Genomic DNA, 18,108 nt, shown 5'->3' with positions numbered 1-18,108 from the left:
CGATCGATCGGAACAAGCCCCATCACCTGCCCTATACCTGGTGTCTGACAAATGCGTGCATCGCCGGATCCAGGACCACACCGTTACTGATCAGACAGATGATGACTGGGCAGCTTCTGCGCCTTCGCTTCGTGGATTCGACTCTGTTGTCGCTTACCGCGACGATACCGCTCAGCCCATTCGCCGCGGTCGACAAAATGCCCCCGGCGAAAACATTCGAGCAAGACATCGACGAATGATCAACCATCAGGATTCGAAAACGATCGAGGCGTCTTGCAATCCCGCATTCCCAATCTTTCCGCGATAGATACCAGATCTGCGAATGAAACCACCCGCATCTTCTCCATCACCTGATGGCGGTGGGCCTTTATCGTGCGCTCTGTCGTTCCAAGCTCATAGGCGATCTGCTTGTTGATTTTGCCCCGGACCATGAGATCGAACACCTGCCGCTCCCGCGGCGTGAGGAGATGGACACGTTCACGCAAGGACACAAGTTCATCGATCGATCCCTGGCGCTGGAACGCACGTTCGATTGCATCGATCAGTTGCTGAGACGTCACCGGCTTGGTCAGGAAATCCTCCGCGCCCAATTTGATCGCCCGCACAATGGTAGGCGGATCGACATGCGCAGTCACGAATACGATCGGGATGCTGACTCCAAGCTCGATCAGGCTATTTTGAAGTTCGGGGCCGCTGCCTCCAGGCATCTGGACGTCGAGCAGGATGCATCCCGGGCACGCCAAGAGGGGTAGACGATCCAACAACTGCGTCGCCGATGCGTAGACGGCGACCTCATAACCCGCGACTTTCAACCGTCGCTCTATCGCCACGCGATACGACACATCGTCATCTACCACATGGACGACGCCACGCATCTATATCGGGCTCCAATCATCGATGCACAAATGGCTGCATCACGCGAATCGAAAATCTCTACTTCCTTGAAACGATACCCTGCCCCCAAAGGATGATATTACGCGGCGTTATATCGTACCTTGGTGCAATGAACCTTGAGACAATGGCCCGTAATCAGTTCCTGATCTTAAATCAACTTAGACGAGCGCACAATTGGATGACCTTTCTTCTTGCAGTGCACACATCTACGGAAAATCGTTATGCATGAGGGAGATTGAATCATGTTTTCTCATTCGGCGATTCCCCCGACATTCCGCCCAAGCTCTCTTGGTGCACTGGGCCTGGACAGCACTTCAAATCCCGTCGTCAGCCTGAATGAATTCACGTATCGGAAGCGTGCCGAGATCTACGGCGAGAAAGAGCCTGCGGAGTATGTTTATCGGGTGATATCGGGCGCCGTGAGAAGCTACAAATTGCTGTCTGACGGGCGCCGCCAAATTGGTGCGTTTCATCTGAAGAACGATATTTTTGGGTTGGAGAATGGTGATGAGCACCGCTTCACTGCGGAAGCAATCGTGGATACGACTGTTCGCCTGATTAAGCGACAGAGTCTGGAGATGGTCGCGGAAAGGGACTCCATGGTCGCGCGCAATCTGCTCACCATGACCACGAGCAACCTTCAGCACGCGGAAGACCACATGCTTCTGCTCGGCCGCAAGAACTCGCTTGAACGTGTTGCCGCCTTTCTCCTTGAGATGGACAAACGGCTAACAGCCACCGGCATTATCGCGCTACCGATGTCGCGCCGCGATATCGCTGATTATCTTGGACTGACCTTGGAAACCGTATCACGGGTATTGTCCCGGCTGCAGGGTCTCGGCACCCTTGGCTTTGTTGGCACCACCCAACGCCAGATCTTGCTCTTGGACCGAGACCGGCTTGCTAGTCTCGATCTTCAGAATTAAAGCCCAGCGCCCCGATAGCGGCAAGATGATCCAGTGTCTTGCGTAGCACCTCGAACAGAACCGCCGCTGACCAGCCGAACATGAGAACACCGTTCATGGCAGTCATCGGTCCGATCAGTCGCCAGCTCCGCAAAGGTACGATATCTCCGTATCCGAGCGTCGTATAATTCACGAAAGCGAAATAGAGGAAGCCACTCTCCTCTGGCGCAGCACCAACTACTGCATAGGTCAACGCCCATGCGACGACCTCGATCGTATGCGCGACCACGAGTACTGCAGCCACCTCGACCATCACTGTCATGAGATGCAGCTGCGGTCGCGTCGTATTTTTCAATCCAGCCTGTCGGGCGATGCGGATTGCGCCGACCGTCACCAGCGCATGAATCATGATCGTGACTGCAGTCACAATAGAGCCAACGAGAAACTGAAGCGCCATGATCCCGTCCAGACCGTGCGACAGTGACCTTTACTGACTGATCGGACGTCAACAAGAATACACGATCATCGTTCTGACGAACGACTAACCAGCATTCGGACTCCGCCTTTTAGGCTGTGCCGACGTTTCCTACTACCGCGCCATCCCAGGACGCCAGCCATAGGTATAGGCGACCGCGGTCATAGCAGACACTCCCGAGCCACGTAGAACGTCGCCGGGCTCATCATCCAATTCGATGCGACGAACACTTTGAGAGCTTGACGCAGATCAACGGACAGCATGTAGCGCGCGCCACCAATCACGAGCAGCGTATTCAGAACGCTTTAGACCGGAGCTTCGTGATGAAGGCTGTCTCCCTGGCAGAAGCCATTGCGGTGATCCCGACCGGAGCGAGCATTATGGTTGGCGGGTTCATGGGCGTCGGCACGCCGGAACGTCTCCTCGACGAACTCGTGCGACAGAAGAAATCAAACCTTCGCCTCATCAGCAATGACGCCGCCACGCCTGGAAAGGGCGTCGGGAAACTGTTCGACAGCGCTCAGGTGGCGCAGATGATCGGGACCCATATCGGGCTCAATCCGAAGGCTCAGCGGCAGATGCTGGGCAAGCAGATTATCGTTGATCTCATCCCGCAGGGCACGTTTGTCGAACGAATTCGCGCCGGCGGTTGCGGTCTTGGGGGCGTCCTTACGCCAACCGGCGTTGGCACCCTCGTCGCGGAAGGCAAACTGACCATCGATGTCGATGGACAGACATACCTGATCGAGACCGCCTTGCGCGCCGACTTTGCGCTCGTCCAGGCTTTCCTCGCCGATTATTCCGGCAACCTGTCATACGCCCTGACCGCGCGTAACTTCAATCCGGTGATGGCGATGGCGGCAGACACCGTCATCGTCACCGCTGAACATATCGTGCCGGTGGGCGTCATTGCGCCTGATCACGTCGTGACGCCCGGTCCTCTGGTGGATTATCTCGTTGCCAATGGGTGACCCATGGATGCGCAAACCATCATTGCGCGCCGCACGGCGCGTGAGCTTCGACAGGGCAACCTCGTCAATCTCGGCATCGGCATTCCGACACTGGTTGCGAACTATGTGCCGGCGGGACTGCACGTCTACTTTCAGTCCGAGAACGGTCTGATCGGAACCGGTCCGATTCCAGAACAGGGGATGGCGCATCCGCTGCTCACGGACGCCGGCGGAAAGTCCATCAGTGCCCTGCCCGGCGCGGCGATCTTCGACAGCGCGATGTCGTTCGGCCTTATCCGCGGAGGCCATGTCGATCTCACGGTCCTTGGTGGCTTGCAGGTCGATGCCGTCGGACGCCTCGCAAACTGGATGGTGCCCGGCAAGATGGTGCCGGGCATGGGCGGCGCAATGGACCTCGTGACCGGCGCAAAACGTGTGATCATCGCCATGCAGCATGCAGCCAAGGGAAAGTCGAAGATTGTTGCCAGATGTAGCCTTCCGCTGACCTCGGCACGGCCGATCGATCTTGTCGTCACCGATATGGCTGTCATTGCGTTTCCGGGTGGCAAGGCGACCTTGCAGGAGACCGCCCCCGGCGTCACGGTCGCCGAGGTCTTGGCCGTCACGGAGGCAGAGCTCGTCATTCCGGACCATGTACCGGAGATGAGACTCTGACGCCCAAAGATGATCCGCCGTGATGCCAGTCGCTGCAGTCCCCCGTCCGTCAGTCGATAATGTGATAACCGCCGTCGATGTAAAGCACGCCGCCAGTGATCAGCTTGGCGCCGTCGAGCGCGAGAAATGCCGTCGCCCGCCCAACATCATCGATACTGACCAGGCTCCGCGCAGGCGCCTGCGACTGGGCCTTGTCCATCAGCTCGTCGAATTCCGGAATGCCCGACGCCGCCCGCGTGGCCAGCGGCCCCGGCGAAATGGCGTGGACGCGGATTCCCTTCGGGCCGAGTTCGGCTGCGATATAGCGCACAGCAGCCTCGAGCGCAGCCTTCGCGACGCCCATGATATTGTAGTTCTTCACCACCATCTGACTGCCGTAATAGGTCATGGTGAACATTGTGCCGCCCTTCATCATGAGCGGTTCCGCCAGATGCGCCATCCGCATGAACGACCAACAGGACACGTCCATGGTCTTCCGGAATCCTTCGCGATCGACGTCGACGACGCGGCCATGCAGTGCGTCTCTCGGCGCGAAAGCAATGGAGTGGAGAAGAAAGTCCAGCTGTCCCCATTCCCGCCCGATCCGCTCGAACACCTTTTCGACTTCTCCTTCCACCATGACGTCGAGCGGCATGAAGATGGGCGACTCCAGAGCCTGAGCCAACGGCTCGACGTGCTTCTTCGCCTTCTCGTTCAGATATGTCACGGCAATGTCGGCACCAAGCGCGCGGAACGCCTTGGCGCACCCCCAGGCGATGGACTGATCATTGGCGATCCCGACGACCAGTCCTTTCTTGCCTCTCAACGCGACGCTCGCTTCCGGATATGCGGGAATCGTCATGACATCCTCTCGCGCGCCTGCGCAGGCGTCTTCGGCTTCACCACAAGTGCCAGCGTATGCTGCGCAATCATCAGCTCTTCATCGGTCGGAATGACATAGACCGGTATACGGCTATCCGAGGCCGATATCTTGCCGGCATTGCTGGCATTCAAGCCGGCATCCAGCGTGGTTCCGAGCCATGAAAGCCGATCTGCTACACGGCCGCGTATGACTGCCGAATTTTCGCCAATGCCGGCTGTAAAGACGAACCCATCGAGCCCCTGCAGGGCAGCGGCCAGCATGCCGGTACTGAGACCGATCCTGTAGACGAAATAATCGATCGCAAATGCCGCGCGCGGATCGCTGCTCTCCTGCAGCTCACGCATATCGTTGCTGATGCCGGACAGCCCCTTCATGCCGCAATCGCGATAGAGGAAGTCCTGTACGGTCGAGACCGCCATTCCCTTCTCAGCGAGCAGATAGAGCACAACGCCCGGATCGAGTTGGCCGGCGCGCGTTCCCATTGCAAGACCATCCAGTGCCGTGAACCCCATGGTGCTTTCGACGCTCCTGCCATCCCTGATTGCGCACATCGATGCCCCACTGCCGAGATGAGCAACGACCACGCGCCCGCTTGCGACTTTCGGCGCGACCTGTCGCAGGCGTCTGGCGATGTATTCGTAGGACAGGCCGTGGAAGCCATAGCGGCGGATTCCTTCGGCATGAAGCTGGCGAGGGATCGCGTAATGATCCGCCAACGCATCGTGGTCACGATGGAAGGCCGTGTCGAAACAGGCGACTTGCGGCAGATCCGGAAAATTGGCCAGGATGGTCCGGACCGGCGCGAGATTATGCGGTTGGTGCAGCGGCGCCAACGAGACGTAACGTGCGAGCCGCTCCACGACGCCATGATCGATCAGAACCGGATTCGCATGATCCGGCCCGCCATGCACGACGCGATGACCGACGGCGATCGGATTGATGTTGAGCTCGTCACGCAGCCAGGTGCCGGCGACCAGCATGGCTGCCGGCACATCGGCCACGGCCTCGATCGGATAGGCGCGATCCGCCACCGGAACACCGGTCCGATCACTCGCACGCAATCGCGGTCGACTGCCAATCCCGTCGACCTGCCCCTTGATCCGCCGCTGCAGCGTACCGTCGCCCTCGATCGAGAAAATCTGAAACTTGACGCTCGAGGAGCCCGCATTGACGACGAGGATCGTGTCCATGGCTGTCACGCTGCGACCGTTGGCGCATGTTGACGCCTGGCGTGTGCATAGAGCGATCCGATGGCACAGGAGGCCATGCGGGCGCGCGCCGTATCCGCACGCGATGTCAGCACAATCGGCACCCGGGCGCCGAGCACGATGCCGGCGCCATCGGCCTTGGCAAAATAAGCCAGATTCTTGGCCAGCATGTTTCCGGCCTCGAGATCGGGGACAACCAGAATCTGCGCGCGGCCGGCTACTTCCGACTTGATGCCTTTGATGCGCGCTGCCTCGACATCGATGGCATTGTCGAATGCCAATGGGCCATCAATCAGCCCGCCCGTGATCTGGCCGCGTTCAGCCATCTTGCACAAGGCGGCCGCCTCGATCGTGGACGGAATCATCGCGGTGACGGTTTCGACTGCCGACAGGATCGCAACCCGCGGTGATTTGCCGAACCCCGTTTGGTTGTAAAGATCGATGGCGTTCTGGATGATGTCCCGTTTGGCCGCGAGGTCCGGAAAAATATTGATCGCAGCGTCTGTGACGAAGATGGTCTCCGCATAGGCGGGGACGTCCATGACGAAGACATGGCTGATTCGTCGATCGGTGCGCAGGCCGCCAATCTTTGCTGTTACGGCGCGCATCAGTTCGTCGGTGTGCAGGCCTCCCTTCATCAGCATCTCGCCTTTGGCTGCGTGAATCAGCTCGACGCCCCTGGCAGCCGCGTCGTCGCTATGCCTGGCATCGACGATTTCCAACCCATTGATGTCGAGTCTGCTCTTGTCCGCGGCGTCCCTGATCTTCTGCACCGGGCCGACCAAAACGGGCTTGATGATGCCCGCCTGGGCGCTGTCGATGGCCCCGCGCAGCGAGGTCTCATCGCAAGGGTGAACAACGACGGTCGGCACCGGCGGCACCGTTTTCGCCGCCGTGATCAGTCGATCATACTTGCTGGGAAATCGCGCCTGGCCTGCCTCAACCGACATGATGTTGCTCCAATCCCTGAGAATTTTCCCCGCCCTGCGATGCTCTGGCATCCCTGTCGAACGAAGTGACGTTTGACAGCTGAGGATCGCCTTCCACGCCGAACAGATCGGCAATGCGCCTCAATCTCACCGCGCGTTCACCGGAAACAACACCGCTTGCCGCCAACACCTCGCGCATGGCGACAAAAGCGGCACGTCTCTGGCTATCGTCTGCGGGCAATAGCTTCGGAATGGCGGCCAGCGCCTCTTCCGGATCGAGCAGCAGCATGAAAAACTGCTCACGCACCAGCATCTTGAATTCAGGCAACGATAATCGCGCTGCTGCATGGTCACGCCGCACCTGCCTCAGCGCCGCGATACTCCGTTCATCGACCATCCCACGCGCCGATCCGATGTAGAGCAAAGCACGGAGCGTCGCCTCGCGCAGACCTCCCTCCTGAATCCTCGATCTCAGCTCGGCAACTCTCTTGTCGAGCATCATGCGATGCTCAGGCGACATCTGGCGGGGCCGGGCGGGCTCGGATTCCGGGTCGATACCCACTGCCGCCTGCAATGCGGGCGAGCCATAGATGGCGAGAAACACAGCTTCACTCAGCGCTTCCTGCGCATCACGCCAGCTGTTAAGCATCTGGACGATCTGCTTTCCCATCCGTTCCTGGATCGCCAGGAAGGGGTTCTCGCCGGACACCGGCTTTCGATTGCCGTCGATCGCTTCCGCGGCGGACTTCACAAGGAACATCCAAGGGTTCTTGCTGCTCAGGGCATGATACTGAAGCCGCAGCGGATGCAGATTGCGCATCGCGTCCGCCATCTGCGGCGTCAACGCATTTCTGAGCCAGGGTTGAACGTATTTCCGGTAGGTCGCGAGATTGATCTCCGAGACACGTTTGGCGGTGGCGAAACGACGATCGTCTTCAGGCGAATTTCCGCCCATCGCCCTGATATCGTCGAGCGTTCTCGCTTCACAACGCATCACCCAATCACCGACCACGAGATCGGCACTCGTCGTTGCTTCGCCCTTGGCCTCGAACGTCGCTTCATACAATCCCGGCGGCAGTATATCGATGAGGTCGATATTACTGGAGAATTCCGTGTGCTGCTTCTTGGCCACGCCGCCAGAAACAAAGATTCCGAGATGACCGATGCTCTGGTGAACGGTGTAGACGATCGTCTGCCCATAGGCCCTGATCTCGTCCACATCGGCATAGCAGTCGAGGATCCAGTTGAGCGCCTGCTGCGGCGGTGTGACGTTGTCCCCCTCCGAGCAGAACACCAGGATCGGAGACCTGATATTGCGCAGATCGACCTTCTGGCCGTCCGACATCAGGATCTTGCCGGCCGCGAGGTTGTTGCCGATGAACAGTTCATCGACGATGAATTGGATCTCTTCGGCGTTCAGATTGACGTGTCCGCCCCACCACCTTTCGAATTCGAGATACCGGTCTGCCTCGGTGTCTATATTGGAGTAGACGTTGTATTGCTTGGTCCACAGCGTATTGGACGGATTCTGGTTCTCGAAATTCTGGACCAGCCACGCACCATCGAACTTACCTGCGCCAAGATCGCTGGTCATCGCGGTGAGCCAACTGCCGCCCAACAGACCGCCCGTATAGCGCATCGGGTATTTGCCGTGCACGCCTTGCCAGTAGGCAAGCGGCGCGCCGGCGATGATCAGTGGTCCGAATAATTCGGGCCGGAGCGATGCCAGAATCATGACGGCCCAACCGGCCTGGCAATTGCCGATGACACACGGCTTGCCGTCGGCTCTTGGATGCAGGCTGATCACCGTTTCGATGAACTGCGCTTCGGCCCGTGCGATGCGTTCGATAGTCTGGCCCGGCACTGGCTCCGGCAGAAAGCCGATGAAGTAGCACGGATGCCCCGCCTTCATTGCCACGCCGATCTCGCTGTCCGCCTTGAATCCGCCGATGCCCGGTCCATGACCGGCACGTGGATCGACCACGACGAAGGGACGCCGCTCCAGATCGATCTGAACGCCCTCAGGCGGAACGATCCGGACCAGTGCATAATTCACGGGCTCGATCAAATCGCGACCGTCGACGATCAGTTCAGCCGCATATTGCAGGACATGCGGCGCTGTTTTCGCGACATGTTCACGATACTGGTCGCCGCGCTGACGCAAGACATCGAGAAACAGCGTGCTCCGTTGCCCGGCGTCGATCATGTATTCGACTGCCGAGGCAACCAAGCTGGACATCGGGTCACTCGGGAATTGGGACGCTTGCATCGGCATGCTCCAACTTCATCGTCGCGCAGTTCATGCAGCGACATCTGCGTCGCGCATCGTTGATCTGGATCAAGGATCTGCCTTCCGCTCCAACTCCAGTTCAACCTCATCCTTGCGCATCCAGGCCACGATCAGCTCCCAGGCGACCGACAGGACGATCGGACCGATGAAGAGCCCGACAACACCATGCGCAAGAGTTCCTCCAATGACACCAATCACGATGACAAGCGTCGGCGTGGTCAGCCCTCGCCCCATCACCAGCGGTTTCAACATATTGTCGAGCACGCCAACGAGGAGGAAGAAGACTGTCAGCGGCAACGCTGTCTTGAAATCGTTCTCCATCCAGATCCAGATGATCACCGGCAGTAAAATAATGATGGCACCGATCTGGACGATGGTCAGCAGCATGACGCCGAAGGCGAGGAAGCCAGCGCTGGGGATACCAGCAAGTTTGAACCCAATGCCGGCCAGCAGGGCCTGCACGATGGCCACACCGATCACGCCCTGCGCGACCGCGCGGATTGTCGCCGCTGCCACGTCCAGTAGATGCTCGCTCTGCTCGTGAACGACGAGGGATAGAAGGCGCCGCCCGCTCGCGATCAATTGAGGACCGAAAGGAAGGAAGAATCCGGCGATCAGCACGGACAGCAGAAATTTGAGTGTTCCGACACCGGCGCTGCCAGCAAGAGTGAGCATCGTACTCGCTAACGGCTTTAAATATGGTGCAATCTCACGCAGGACTGCCCCGAGATTGCTGGACGCCCTGCTCCAGATCTCGAATATTTGAGGCCCGACGAAGCGCCATCCTTTGATCTGTTCCGGCGGCGACGGAAGGACGAGATTTCCTGTGCTGAGATCACCGGCAAGTTGTCTCACTCCCTCCACGGCACTCATGCCCAGCCATGTGGCAGGGCCGATGACGATCGCGAGGTTGATAATCGTAAGAATGGTTGCGGCCGTCCTCGGACGCTCGCCGAGCACCTCTGCCAACGATTTGAATGCAGGGTAAAACGCGACTGCAAGGACACCGCTCCAGGCCAGGATCGGCACGAAGGAGCGGATCAATACGAATGTCCAGATCACCAGCAAGGCCAGCAATCCCAGCCGGACCGCAAGCTGGATGACGTCGTCTCCCGATAGAACGCGACGAATTGCTCTCACAGACGCGCCTTGCTCTGTTCAGTCGCATCACCGTCGCCGCCGCTCGGATCGCCAATCTTGATCCAGATCAAGCCTCTATCGGATAGCTGGACCTATTTCGGCAGCGGAATTGCCAATTCATCCAGTCAAGCATCGGAGTTCCTATGTCCGATATCGCCACGTATGTTGCAGATGATCGGCTACGCGACGGCACCACAATATCTATCCGGGCGCTCCGGTCCGACGATGAACCGGATATGCTTGCGGCGATTGCACAATCCAGCGCACAGTCGCTGCAGCGCCGCTTCTTCGTGATGAAGCGACATTTTTCCGATGCGGAGCGCGCTTTCTTCATGGACGTCGATTTCCGCAACCATGTGGCATTGGTTGCGCGCGCCGAAGAGGAAAATCGGCACGTTTTGGTCGGGGGGGGGCCGTTATATTGTTTCCGAACCGGGCAAGGCCGAGATGGCATTCATGACAGTCGAGGCATGGCAAGGGCGTGGCGTAGGTTCGATCCTCATGCGGCACCTCATCATGCTTGGACGTACTGCTGGCCTGCAGGAATTCACTGCGGAGGTATTACCGGAAAACATTGCGATGCGCAGGATTTTCACCAAGTTCGGCTTCAAGGCAGTGCCACGAAAGGATCCTCAGATCATCAGCCTTTCGCTCAAGCTGGAACAGAGTGTCACGCACAATCCGGAAGATGAGCACACGCATGATCGCCATGTTTCGCAACGATAGCCCTACGCGATGCCAGTGGCTTCGAGGCACTGAACCGGATCCCCCAGATGTTTTTTCGCGCTGCTCGTACTAAAAATCATCATCGCGAGTTCAATTCGGAAAGGTCAACGATCACGTCGCGAGTCCAACGGCAGACGCGTGGCTAGATACTGCGGATCAGGCCGCCATCGACGCGGATCATCGTGCCGGTGACGTAAGACGCACGTTCACTCGCCAGAAACGCAACCATGTCAGCAAATTCCTGTGGGCGGCCATAGCGCCCGGCTGGGATCGTTGCAATCGATGTTTTCGCAACCGCATCCACACTACTGCCCGTGCGATCCGCCGCCGCCTTGTCGATCTGATCGACACGCTCGGTGTGGATGCGACCGGGCAGCGCCATGTTGACGGTGATACCCCGAGCTGCCACTTCCGTGGCCAAGGTCTTCGACCAGCCCGCAACCGCTGCACGAATACCATTGGAGAGCGCCAAGCGCGGGATGGGCTGCTCGATGCCTGTCGATCCGATGGTAATGATGCGTCCCCAGCCGCGTTGCTGCATGGCTGGCAGCAGGCGTTGCACGAGATGGAAGAGGTTGGCCGCCATAGTTTCGAACTGGCGCAGCCAGTCGTCGCGCGTGGCATCACCGGCCTCGCGCTGCGGTGGACCACCGGAGTCGCCGATCACAATGTCGACTCCGGATTTCGCCAGCAGATGATCGACAAGGGCATCCACCGAGGCGAGATCCCCGACATCGACACGCATAGGCATGACCCGCTGTTGCTGATCAGACGGCAAGGCAGCCGCCCAGGCTGCGATATCTTCCGTGCTGCGTGCCGCTGCAATGACGCTGGCACCCTCCTGCACCAGGGTCTGCGCCACGGCAGCGCCGAGGCCGCGACTGGCGCCTAGTACGAGCGCGGCTTTGCCACTCAGTCCGAGTTCCATCAACCGATCTCCTTCAAGCGGCGTGTCTGGCGTGAAATCAGCCGTTCGACATCAACAATGTCGGCTGCCGATAATGCGGCACCGGGTTTACGCAGCGCCGGGGAAGCGATCGCACCGCGCTTGGCCAAAATGTATTTTCTGATAGCAAGGCCGGGCCCCGGCTGCTGCTCATAACGTGCAAGCGGCAGATGGGCATCGAACAGGTCATGGGCGCGCTCGACATCGCCGGCCGTATGAGCGCGCCAGACATCGACCATCATCTCCGGATAGGCGAAGCCAGTCATTGCGCCATCGGCACCGCGAGTCAGTTCTTCCGGCAGAAACACCCCGCCGTTCCCCACTAGGATCGAAATCCGGCGCACCGTGCCCTTGTCGCTGGCGGCCCGGATCGCTGTGAGCTTGGCGAGGCCCGGCCAATCCTCATGCTTGAGCATGACCACGTTCGGCAAACGCCCGACGATTTTTGATATCACAGCAGGCGTGATCTGAACGCCCGTGGACAGTGGAAAGTCCTGCAGCACCAGCGGCGTCGCAGCACCGACCGCTTCGGCCACCATGTCGTAATAGGACACAATCTGATCGTCCGTTCGCAGTGTGCCAGGGGGCGCCACCATCACGCCGGCGGCGCCATCGTCCATCACCGCCCTGGTCAATTCGTCCATGGCGGCAAGGCCCGGTCCCGAGACCCCAACAACGATCGGCACACGTCCGGCCGTCCGCGCAAGCACCCGGCGCACGAGAATTCGGGATTCATCGGTCGTCAGCTTGGGCGCCTCGCCCATCATGCCGAGCAGCGTCAGGCCGGTCGCGCCTTTCTCGAGATAGAACTCGACCATGCGATCGGCACTGTCGAGATCGAGCCCACCGTTTTCAGTGAAAGGCGTGACGGCGATCACATAGACGCCGCGTGCAGTCTCATTCAATAACGTCATCGAACATTCCTGATAGGTCTAGGCGGGCAACAGCTTGCCGGGATTCATCAATCCATGCGGATCGAGCAGTTGCTTCAGCGCCTGCATCAATTCGAGTTCGAGCGGCGCCTTGCAGACAGTCATTTCGTCAACCCGAAGCTGGCCAATGCCATGCTCGGCACTGATCGATCCGTGACGCCGGCAGGTCTCGTCGTGGACGATGCGCGTCAACATGGCCGACTGGGCGGCGAATTCGGCATCGGTCACGGCGAGCGGCCGCATTAGATTATAGTGTAGATTGCCGTCGCCGAGATGACCGAACACCATCGGTCGGATACCCGGCATTGCTGCGGCAACCGCCTGATCGGCAGTTGCGACGAACTCGGCGATCTCTGACACCGGCACGGAAATATCATGCTTGATCGCCCTGCCTTCGCGCACCAGCGCCTGCGAAACGCTTTCACGCAACCGCCAGATTTCACCGGCCTGAGCCTTGTCCTGAGCGATCACCGCATCGGCAACGAGAGCTTCGTCCATAGCGGCACTCAGCGCGCGCTCTAGTCGCGTCGACAACGCCGTTTCATCGTCGATATCGCTGAGTTCGATCAGCACACCCGCCGGCGGCATCTGCTCCAACGGAACCCGGACACTGTCGATCTGCCGCTGGATCATGGCCAGCGTCTCGCCGGTCATGAATTCAAACGCCGTCAGGCGATCACCGCAATGGGCCCGGATCACGCCCAGCAGCCGTAATGCCGAAGAGACATCGGCCACTGCCGCAAATGCCGTGGCGCGTGCCGTCGGTCGCGGAAACAGTTTCAGCACGGCGCCCGTAATGATTCCAAGCGTGCCCTCGGATCCGATAAAGAGATCGCGCAGCGCATAGCCGGTATTGTCCTTGCGCAGCGCCTTCATCCCGTTCCAGATCCGCCCATCCGGCAGAACCGCTTCGATGCCCAGTGTGAGCTCTCGCATCACGCCATAGCGCAAAACAGCCACACCGCCGGCATTGGCGGCGAGGTTTCCGCCGATGGTGCAACTACCTTCGGCACCGAGGCTGAGCGGAAAGAAGAAGCCGGCCTCCTCCGCCGCGCTTTGAACCGTGGCGAGTATGACGCCTGCATCGACCGCAATCGTCTGCCCGATCGGATCCAGCGCGCGAATTCTTCTCATCCGTTGCAACGACAGCACAACCGCCTGTCCCGAGGGGTCCGGTGTCGCGCCGCCGGACATACTGGTATTGCCGCCCTGTGGCACGACAGGCACCCGCGCAGCAGTGCAGGCCGCCATCACATTGGCAACCTCCTGCGTCGTTCCCGGGCGCACCACTGCGGCTGCCTCGCCGCGATACTTGCCCAGCCAGTCAGCGAGGAAAGGAGCCTGCTCGACAGGTTCGGTTAGAACATTCGCGGCACCTACGATATCCTTGAGCGTCTCGATAAGCTCCCTGACCGCGTTCACAATCACGTCCCTTTTGTCCATCGGTCCAATCGCGACGAACCCTAATGTCCAAACGGGGGACCGGATAATACCAAGTTATCCAACGCCTATAATCGGGTGTTATGGGCGCTATACCGAGGCCGCATCACGCCGGAACGAGCGACCGCGGGGCTTCGATGTGGGGCACGGCATCGACCAGCGCACGCGTATAATCCGTCTGAGGATCGGTGAACAACGCGTGGCTTGCGCCCTGCTCGACGATGGCGCCGTTACGCAACACGATGGTGCGCTGGCACATCATGCGAACGACGTTGAGATCGTGGCTGACAAACAGGAAGGCGAGATTGTCCTCGCGCCGCAGCCGGTCGAGCAGTTGCAGCACCACGGCCTGAACGGACACGTCGAGCGCCGCGGTCGGCTCATCCAGCACTAGCAGTTTCGGCCGGCAGGCAATGGCGCGCGCAATGCCGATACGGGCTTTTTGCCCGCCGGAAAGCTGGTGTGGAAAGCGCTGCAGCAGCTCGGCGGGCAGGCCGACGCGATATGCGCACTCGCCAACCCGCTGGCGCAGCTCGGCGCCATCGCGCATGCCGAGCAGCCGGATCAGCGGATGCGCGATGCAGTCGAACGCCGTATAACGCGGGTTGAGGCTGTCATTCGGATCCTGGAATACAATCTGAATCTCACGCCGCTGTGGCGCACGGTGGAAGTCGCGGGCCGCAACCCGGCTGATGGATTCGCCGTTGAAATTGATAATGCCCTCGCTCGGATCGAGTAGCCGGCAGATCATCCGCGACGTCGTGCTCTTTCCCGAGCCCGATTCCCCGACCAGCCCGACGCTCTCGCCGGGCTTGATGACCATCGAGAATTCGGCGACGCCGACGGTGCCGTCATCGAAGCGTTTGACGAGATTCAGCACCTCGAGCAGCGGCGGCGTTCCATGCGCGGGATCGCGCTGCGGAGGCGCAGGCACCGCGGGCGTCAAGAGATGCTCGTCGGCGGCGACGAGGTCCTCCACCCGCGACGTCGCTGTCGGCGATGCGGCGACCAGACGCTTCGTATAGGGATGTCGCGGTGCGTGAAACAATTCGCGCGCATCGGCCTGCTCGACCAGCTTGCCCTTTTCCATCACCACCACGCGGCGACAGTAACGCGCAGCGAGGCCGAGATCATGCGTGATCAGAATGATCGCCATGCCGCGCTCGGCGGCGATGCCGGCGAGAAGATCCATCACCACCTTTTGCGTGGTGACATCAAGGCCGGTGGTGGGTTCATCGGCAATCAGCAGCGCTGGATTGCTGGAGATCGCCATCGCGATCATTACGCGCTGACACATGCCTCCGGAGAGTTCGTGCGGATACGCACTCATCCGCTTTTCGGGATCTCGGATCTTGACCGCCTTGAGCAGTTCGCGCGCCTCGGCATGTGCCTCGCGAACAGAGATCTTGCGATGCGCGAGGATCGCATCGGCGACCTGCTGGCCGATGGCACGAATCGGATTGAGCGCGCCGCGCGGGTTCTGGAAGATCATCGCCATCGCCGACCCGTGCATCTCGCGCAGGCCTGCAGCGGTCAACCGGGTGATGTCGCGACCACGGAAGGTGACGCGCCCCTGCGAGATTCGACCGGATCTTTCCAGCAAGCGCGTAATGGCAAAGCCCGTCACCGACTTGCCGGAGCCGCTTTCGCCAACAATGCCGAGGGTCTCCCCCTCGGCGAGCGACAGCGAAATGCCGCGAACCGCCTCGACGGGCCCATGACGGGTAGAGAAGGTTACACCGAGATCTTCGATGTCTAGCAGCGGCTTATTCGTCACCATCACGTACGCTGTCTCGGATCGAGGATATCACGCAGCCCGTCGCCGAGCAGATTGAAGCAGAGCACAGCCAGCATCAGCGCCAAGCCGGGAAAGGCGACCAGCCACCATTTGCCGGTGGAGATGAAGCGCGCCCCTTCGGCGACCATGATGCCCCATTCCGGCGTCGGCGGTTTCACGCCCAGACCAATGAACGACAGACCCGCCGCGTTGATGATCGCCCAACCGAGATTCAGCGACATCTGCACCACCATGGCCGGCAGCACATTGGGGAGCAGGAAGCGCAAAACCACGGAGACATGGCTATCGCCGCACGCCCGCGCGGCCTCGACCCAGCCGACATTGCGCCGGACATTCACCTCGGCGCGTGCGAAGCGAATATAGAATGGCAAGTTGATGATCGCGGTGGCGATCACGATGTTCTCGACCCGGTTGCCGAGCGCAGCGACCATTGCCATGGCGAGAACGAATAGCGGGAAGGCCATCAGCACATCGACGAAGCGTCCAACGTAGCGATCGAGCCGCCCGCCGATATAGCCGCATAGCGCGCCGATCACGGCACCGATTGCGAAGGAAATGCCGACAGCCGAGACGGCAATCGCAAGATCGAGCTGCGCAGCAACGATGATCCGGCTGAACACGTCGCGCCCGAGCTGATCCGTGCCGGCCCAGTGGGCAGCACTCGGTGGCATCAAGGCGTTCTGGACATTCGATGCAATGGGATCATAGGGCACGATCCATGGCCCGAATATGCCGAGAAAGATCAGCACCGCCGCGCCGAAAGCGGCCAGGCCGGTGACTGGGTTGCCACGCAGGATGAAGGCGGCGTGCTGCAGAGTGGCGCTGCTCATCCGATAGAGATCCTGGGGTCAGCAATGCCGTAGAGCATGTCCACGACCAGATTGACGATGACGAAGACCGAAGCCATCAGCAGCACAAACCCCTGCACCGGCGCATAATCAGACGACAACAACGCATCGAGCGCGTAAGACGCGACGCCGGGCCAGGAGAAGACCTTTTCAACCAGCACATTGGCGCCGAGCATGGTCGAGAAGACGATTCCAGCGATGGTGATGACGGGCAGGATGGCATTGCGCAGCGCATAAGTGACGATGATGCGCCACCACGACAGGCCGACCGAACGCGCCGTGCGGACGAAATCGCTGCCGAGCGAGGCCAGCATCGAGGCACGCGTGATCCGTGCGAGCGGGGCAATGACGAACAGCGCCATGGTGCAGGCCGGCAGGATCAATTGCTTGAACGCCGCCCACCAGCCTTCCCAGTCGCCGGCGGCAGCGAAGTCAATCAGCAGGAATCCGGTGTGGGCCGGCGGCAATGTGGTGAAGATATCAACGCGCCCTGTGGGGTCAGGCGAAACACCGAGAAGATAGTAGAAGATATAGATCAACAGCAGCCCCGACACGAAGGTCGGCACACAGACACCCATTGCGCAGAACAGCCGCACGCCATGATCGATCAACGATCCCGGTCGCAACGCCGCAATGACACCGAGCGGAACCGCGAAGATAAGCGCGAGAACAAGGGCCGAGAAAGTCAGTTCGAGCGAGGCCGGCAGGCGCTCACGCAGGTCCTTGGTGACCGCCTGCCCTGTCATGAGCGAACGACCGAGATTGCCGCGACCGACATCGTAAAGATACAGCGCGAGCTGAGTCGGCACCGGCTTATCGAGTCCCATCTGCTTGCGGATGGTCTCGATTTCCTCCTTGCCCGAATTGGGGCCGGACGCGAAAAACACCGCGGGGTCTCCCGGCAGCACCCGCATTAGCAGGAAAGTCAGAACAAGCACGCCAAACAGCGCGGGCAGCGACGAAGCAAGACGGATGATCGCGCGCCTTGCGGTCGAGACCAGCAGCAACATGTCAGAGCCTCACGGTCGCAAAGATTGCCATGACATTCATAACCACAGCGCTTTTGTCAGGAATGCGAGGTACCGCGAAG

At 60.1% G+C, this 18,108-nt stretch carries 18 protein-coding genes; 5 read left to right on the top strand and 13 right to left on the bottom strand.

Annotation, left to right across the window (positions count from 1 at the left end; all coding sequences use genetic code 11):
- Nucleotides 1-239, top strand: a 239-nt coding sequence (locus ACIQ17_RS02350; RefSeq protein ID WP_398464957.1) for an invasion associated locus B family protein, incomplete at its 5' end; no start/stop codon positions are given.
- On the opposite strand, the gene ACIQ17_RS02345 is transcribed toward ACIQ17_RS02350, so the two are convergent.
- On the bottom strand, nt 240-875 hold the full coding sequence (locus ACIQ17_RS02345) for a response regulator transcription factor (RefSeq protein WP_398464955.1): 636 nt from the start codon (nt 873-875) through the stop codon (nt 240-242).
- A gap of 261 nt (nt 876-1,136) precedes the next feature.
- Between ACIQ17_RS02345 and ACIQ17_RS02340 the strand changes: the two genes are divergently transcribed.
- Nucleotides 1,137-1,820, top strand: a complete 684-nt coding sequence (locus tag ACIQ17_RS02340; RefSeq protein ID WP_398464953.1) for a helix-turn-helix domain-containing protein — start codon at nt 1,137-1,139, stop codon at nt 1,818-1,820.
- Here ACIQ17_RS02340 and ACIQ17_RS02335 read toward each other — a convergent pair.
- Entirely contained in the window at nt 1,798-2,256 is a 459-nt protein-coding gene (locus ACIQ17_RS02335) for a potassium channel family protein (RefSeq protein WP_398464951.1), read from the bottom strand. The two genes, ACIQ17_RS02340 and ACIQ17_RS02335, sit on opposite strands and share 23 nt — an antisense overlap.
- Nucleotides 2,257-2,597: 341 nt before the next feature.
- On the opposite strand from ACIQ17_RS02335, the gene ACIQ17_RS02330 reads away from it, so the two are divergent.
- Both ACIQ17_RS02330 and ACIQ17_RS02325 read left to right on the top strand, forming a co-directional pair.
- Nucleotides 2,598-3,245, top strand: a complete 648-nt coding sequence (locus tag ACIQ17_RS02330; RefSeq protein WP_398464969.1) for a CoA transferase subunit A — start codon at nt 2,598-2,600, stop codon at nt 3,243-3,245.
- A gap of 3 nt (nt 3,246-3,248) precedes the next feature.
- Nucleotides 3,249-3,899 (top strand): 3-oxoacid CoA-transferase subunit B, encoded by a 651-nt coding sequence (locus tag ACIQ17_RS02325; RefSeq protein ID WP_398464949.1) that lies wholly within the window; start codon nt 3,249-3,251, stop codon nt 3,897-3,899.
- Between the two features lie 49 nt (nt 3,900-3,948).
- Here the strand turns inward: ACIQ17_RS02325 and fabI are convergent, their stop codons facing one another.
- From fabI to ACIQ17_RS02300, 5 genes are all read right to left on the bottom strand, one after another.
- Nucleotides 3,949-4,740: an enoyl-ACP reductase FabI gene (fabI, locus tag ACIQ17_RS02320; protein WP_398464947.1), complete on the bottom strand. Its 792-nt coding sequence runs from the start codon at nt 4,738-4,740 to the stop codon at nt 3,949-3,951.
- Nucleotides 4,737-5,951 (bottom strand): acetate/propionate family kinase, encoded by a 1,215-nt coding sequence (locus ACIQ17_RS02315; RefSeq protein ID WP_398464945.1) that lies wholly within the window; start codon nt 5,949-5,951, stop codon nt 4,737-4,739. The genes fabI and ACIQ17_RS02315 overlap by 4 nt, the downstream gene beginning before the upstream one ends.
- Nucleotides 5,952-5,956: 5 nt before the next feature.
- Complete coding sequence (locus ACIQ17_RS02310) at nt 5,957-6,919, bottom strand: phosphate acetyltransferase (protein WP_398464967.1); 963 nt, start codon at nt 6,917-6,919, stop codon at nt 5,957-5,959.
- Entirely contained in the window at nt 6,909-9,137 is a 2,229-nt protein-coding gene (locus tag ACIQ17_RS02305; RefSeq protein WP_398464943.1) for a TerB family tellurite resistance protein, read from the bottom strand. Before ACIQ17_RS02305 ends, ACIQ17_RS02310 begins: the two co-directional genes overlap by 11 nt.
- Nucleotides 9,138-9,236: 99 nt before the next feature.
- Complete coding sequence (locus ACIQ17_RS02300) at nt 9,237-10,328, bottom strand: AI-2E family transporter (RefSeq protein WP_398464941.1); 1,092 nt, start codon at nt 10,326-10,328, stop codon at nt 9,237-9,239.
- 312 nt (nt 10,329-10,640) lie between these two features.
- Here ACIQ17_RS02300 and ACIQ17_RS02295 point away from each other — a divergent pair, with 312 nt between their 5' ends.
- Nucleotides 10,641-11,054, top strand: a complete 414-nt coding sequence (locus ACIQ17_RS02295) for a GNAT family N-acetyltransferase (RefSeq protein WP_398464939.1) — start codon at nt 10,641-10,643, stop codon at nt 11,052-11,054.
- Nucleotides 11,055-11,196: 142 nt separating this feature from the next.
- Here the strand turns inward: ACIQ17_RS02295 and ACIQ17_RS02290 are convergent, their stop codons facing one another.
- From ACIQ17_RS02290 to ACIQ17_RS02265, 6 genes are all read right to left on the bottom strand, one after another.
- Entirely contained in the window at nt 11,197-11,982 is a 786-nt protein-coding gene (locus tag ACIQ17_RS02290) for an SDR family oxidoreductase (RefSeq protein WP_398464937.1), read from the bottom strand.
- Nucleotides 11,982-12,914 carry a dihydrodipicolinate synthase family protein gene (locus ACIQ17_RS02285; protein ID WP_398464935.1) on the bottom strand — a complete coding sequence of 311 codons (933 nt, stop codon included), beginning with the start codon at nt 12,912-12,914 and terminating at the stop codon, nt 11,982-11,984. Before ACIQ17_RS02285 ends, ACIQ17_RS02290 begins: the two co-directional genes overlap by 1 nt.
- Nucleotides 12,915-12,932: 18 nt before the next feature.
- Complete coding sequence (locus ACIQ17_RS02280; protein WP_398464933.1) at nt 12,933-14,375, bottom strand: FAD-binding oxidoreductase; 1,443 nt, start codon at nt 14,373-14,375, stop codon at nt 12,933-12,935.
- A gap of 103 nt (nt 14,376-14,478) precedes the next feature.
- On the bottom strand, nt 14,479-16,152 hold the full coding sequence (gene nikE, locus ACIQ17_RS02275; protein ID WP_398464965.1) for a nickel ABC transporter ATP-binding protein NikE: 1,674 nt from the start codon (nt 16,150-16,152) through the stop codon (nt 14,479-14,481).
- On the bottom strand, nt 16,152-17,000 hold the full coding sequence (locus ACIQ17_RS02270) for an ABC transporter permease (RefSeq protein WP_398464931.1): 849 nt from the start codon (nt 16,998-17,000) through the stop codon (nt 16,152-16,154). The genes nikE and ACIQ17_RS02270 overlap by 1 nt, the downstream gene beginning before the upstream one ends.
- Nucleotides 16,997-18,028, bottom strand: coding sequence for an ABC transporter permease (locus ACIQ17_RS02265; protein ID WP_398464929.1), 1,032 nt, complete (start codon nt 18,026-18,028; stop codon nt 16,997-16,999). Before ACIQ17_RS02265 ends, ACIQ17_RS02270 begins: the two co-directional genes overlap by 4 nt.
- Nucleotides 18,029-18,108: the final 80 nt, after the last annotated feature.

Source organism: Tardiphaga sp., from assembly GCF_044340795.1.
GTDB lineage: Bacteria > Pseudomonadota > Alphaproteobacteria > Rhizobiales > Xanthobacteraceae > Tardiphaga.
The sequence above is the reverse complement of the archived record's forward strand: the minus strand, read 5'-3'. Positions and strand labels throughout refer to the sequence as shown.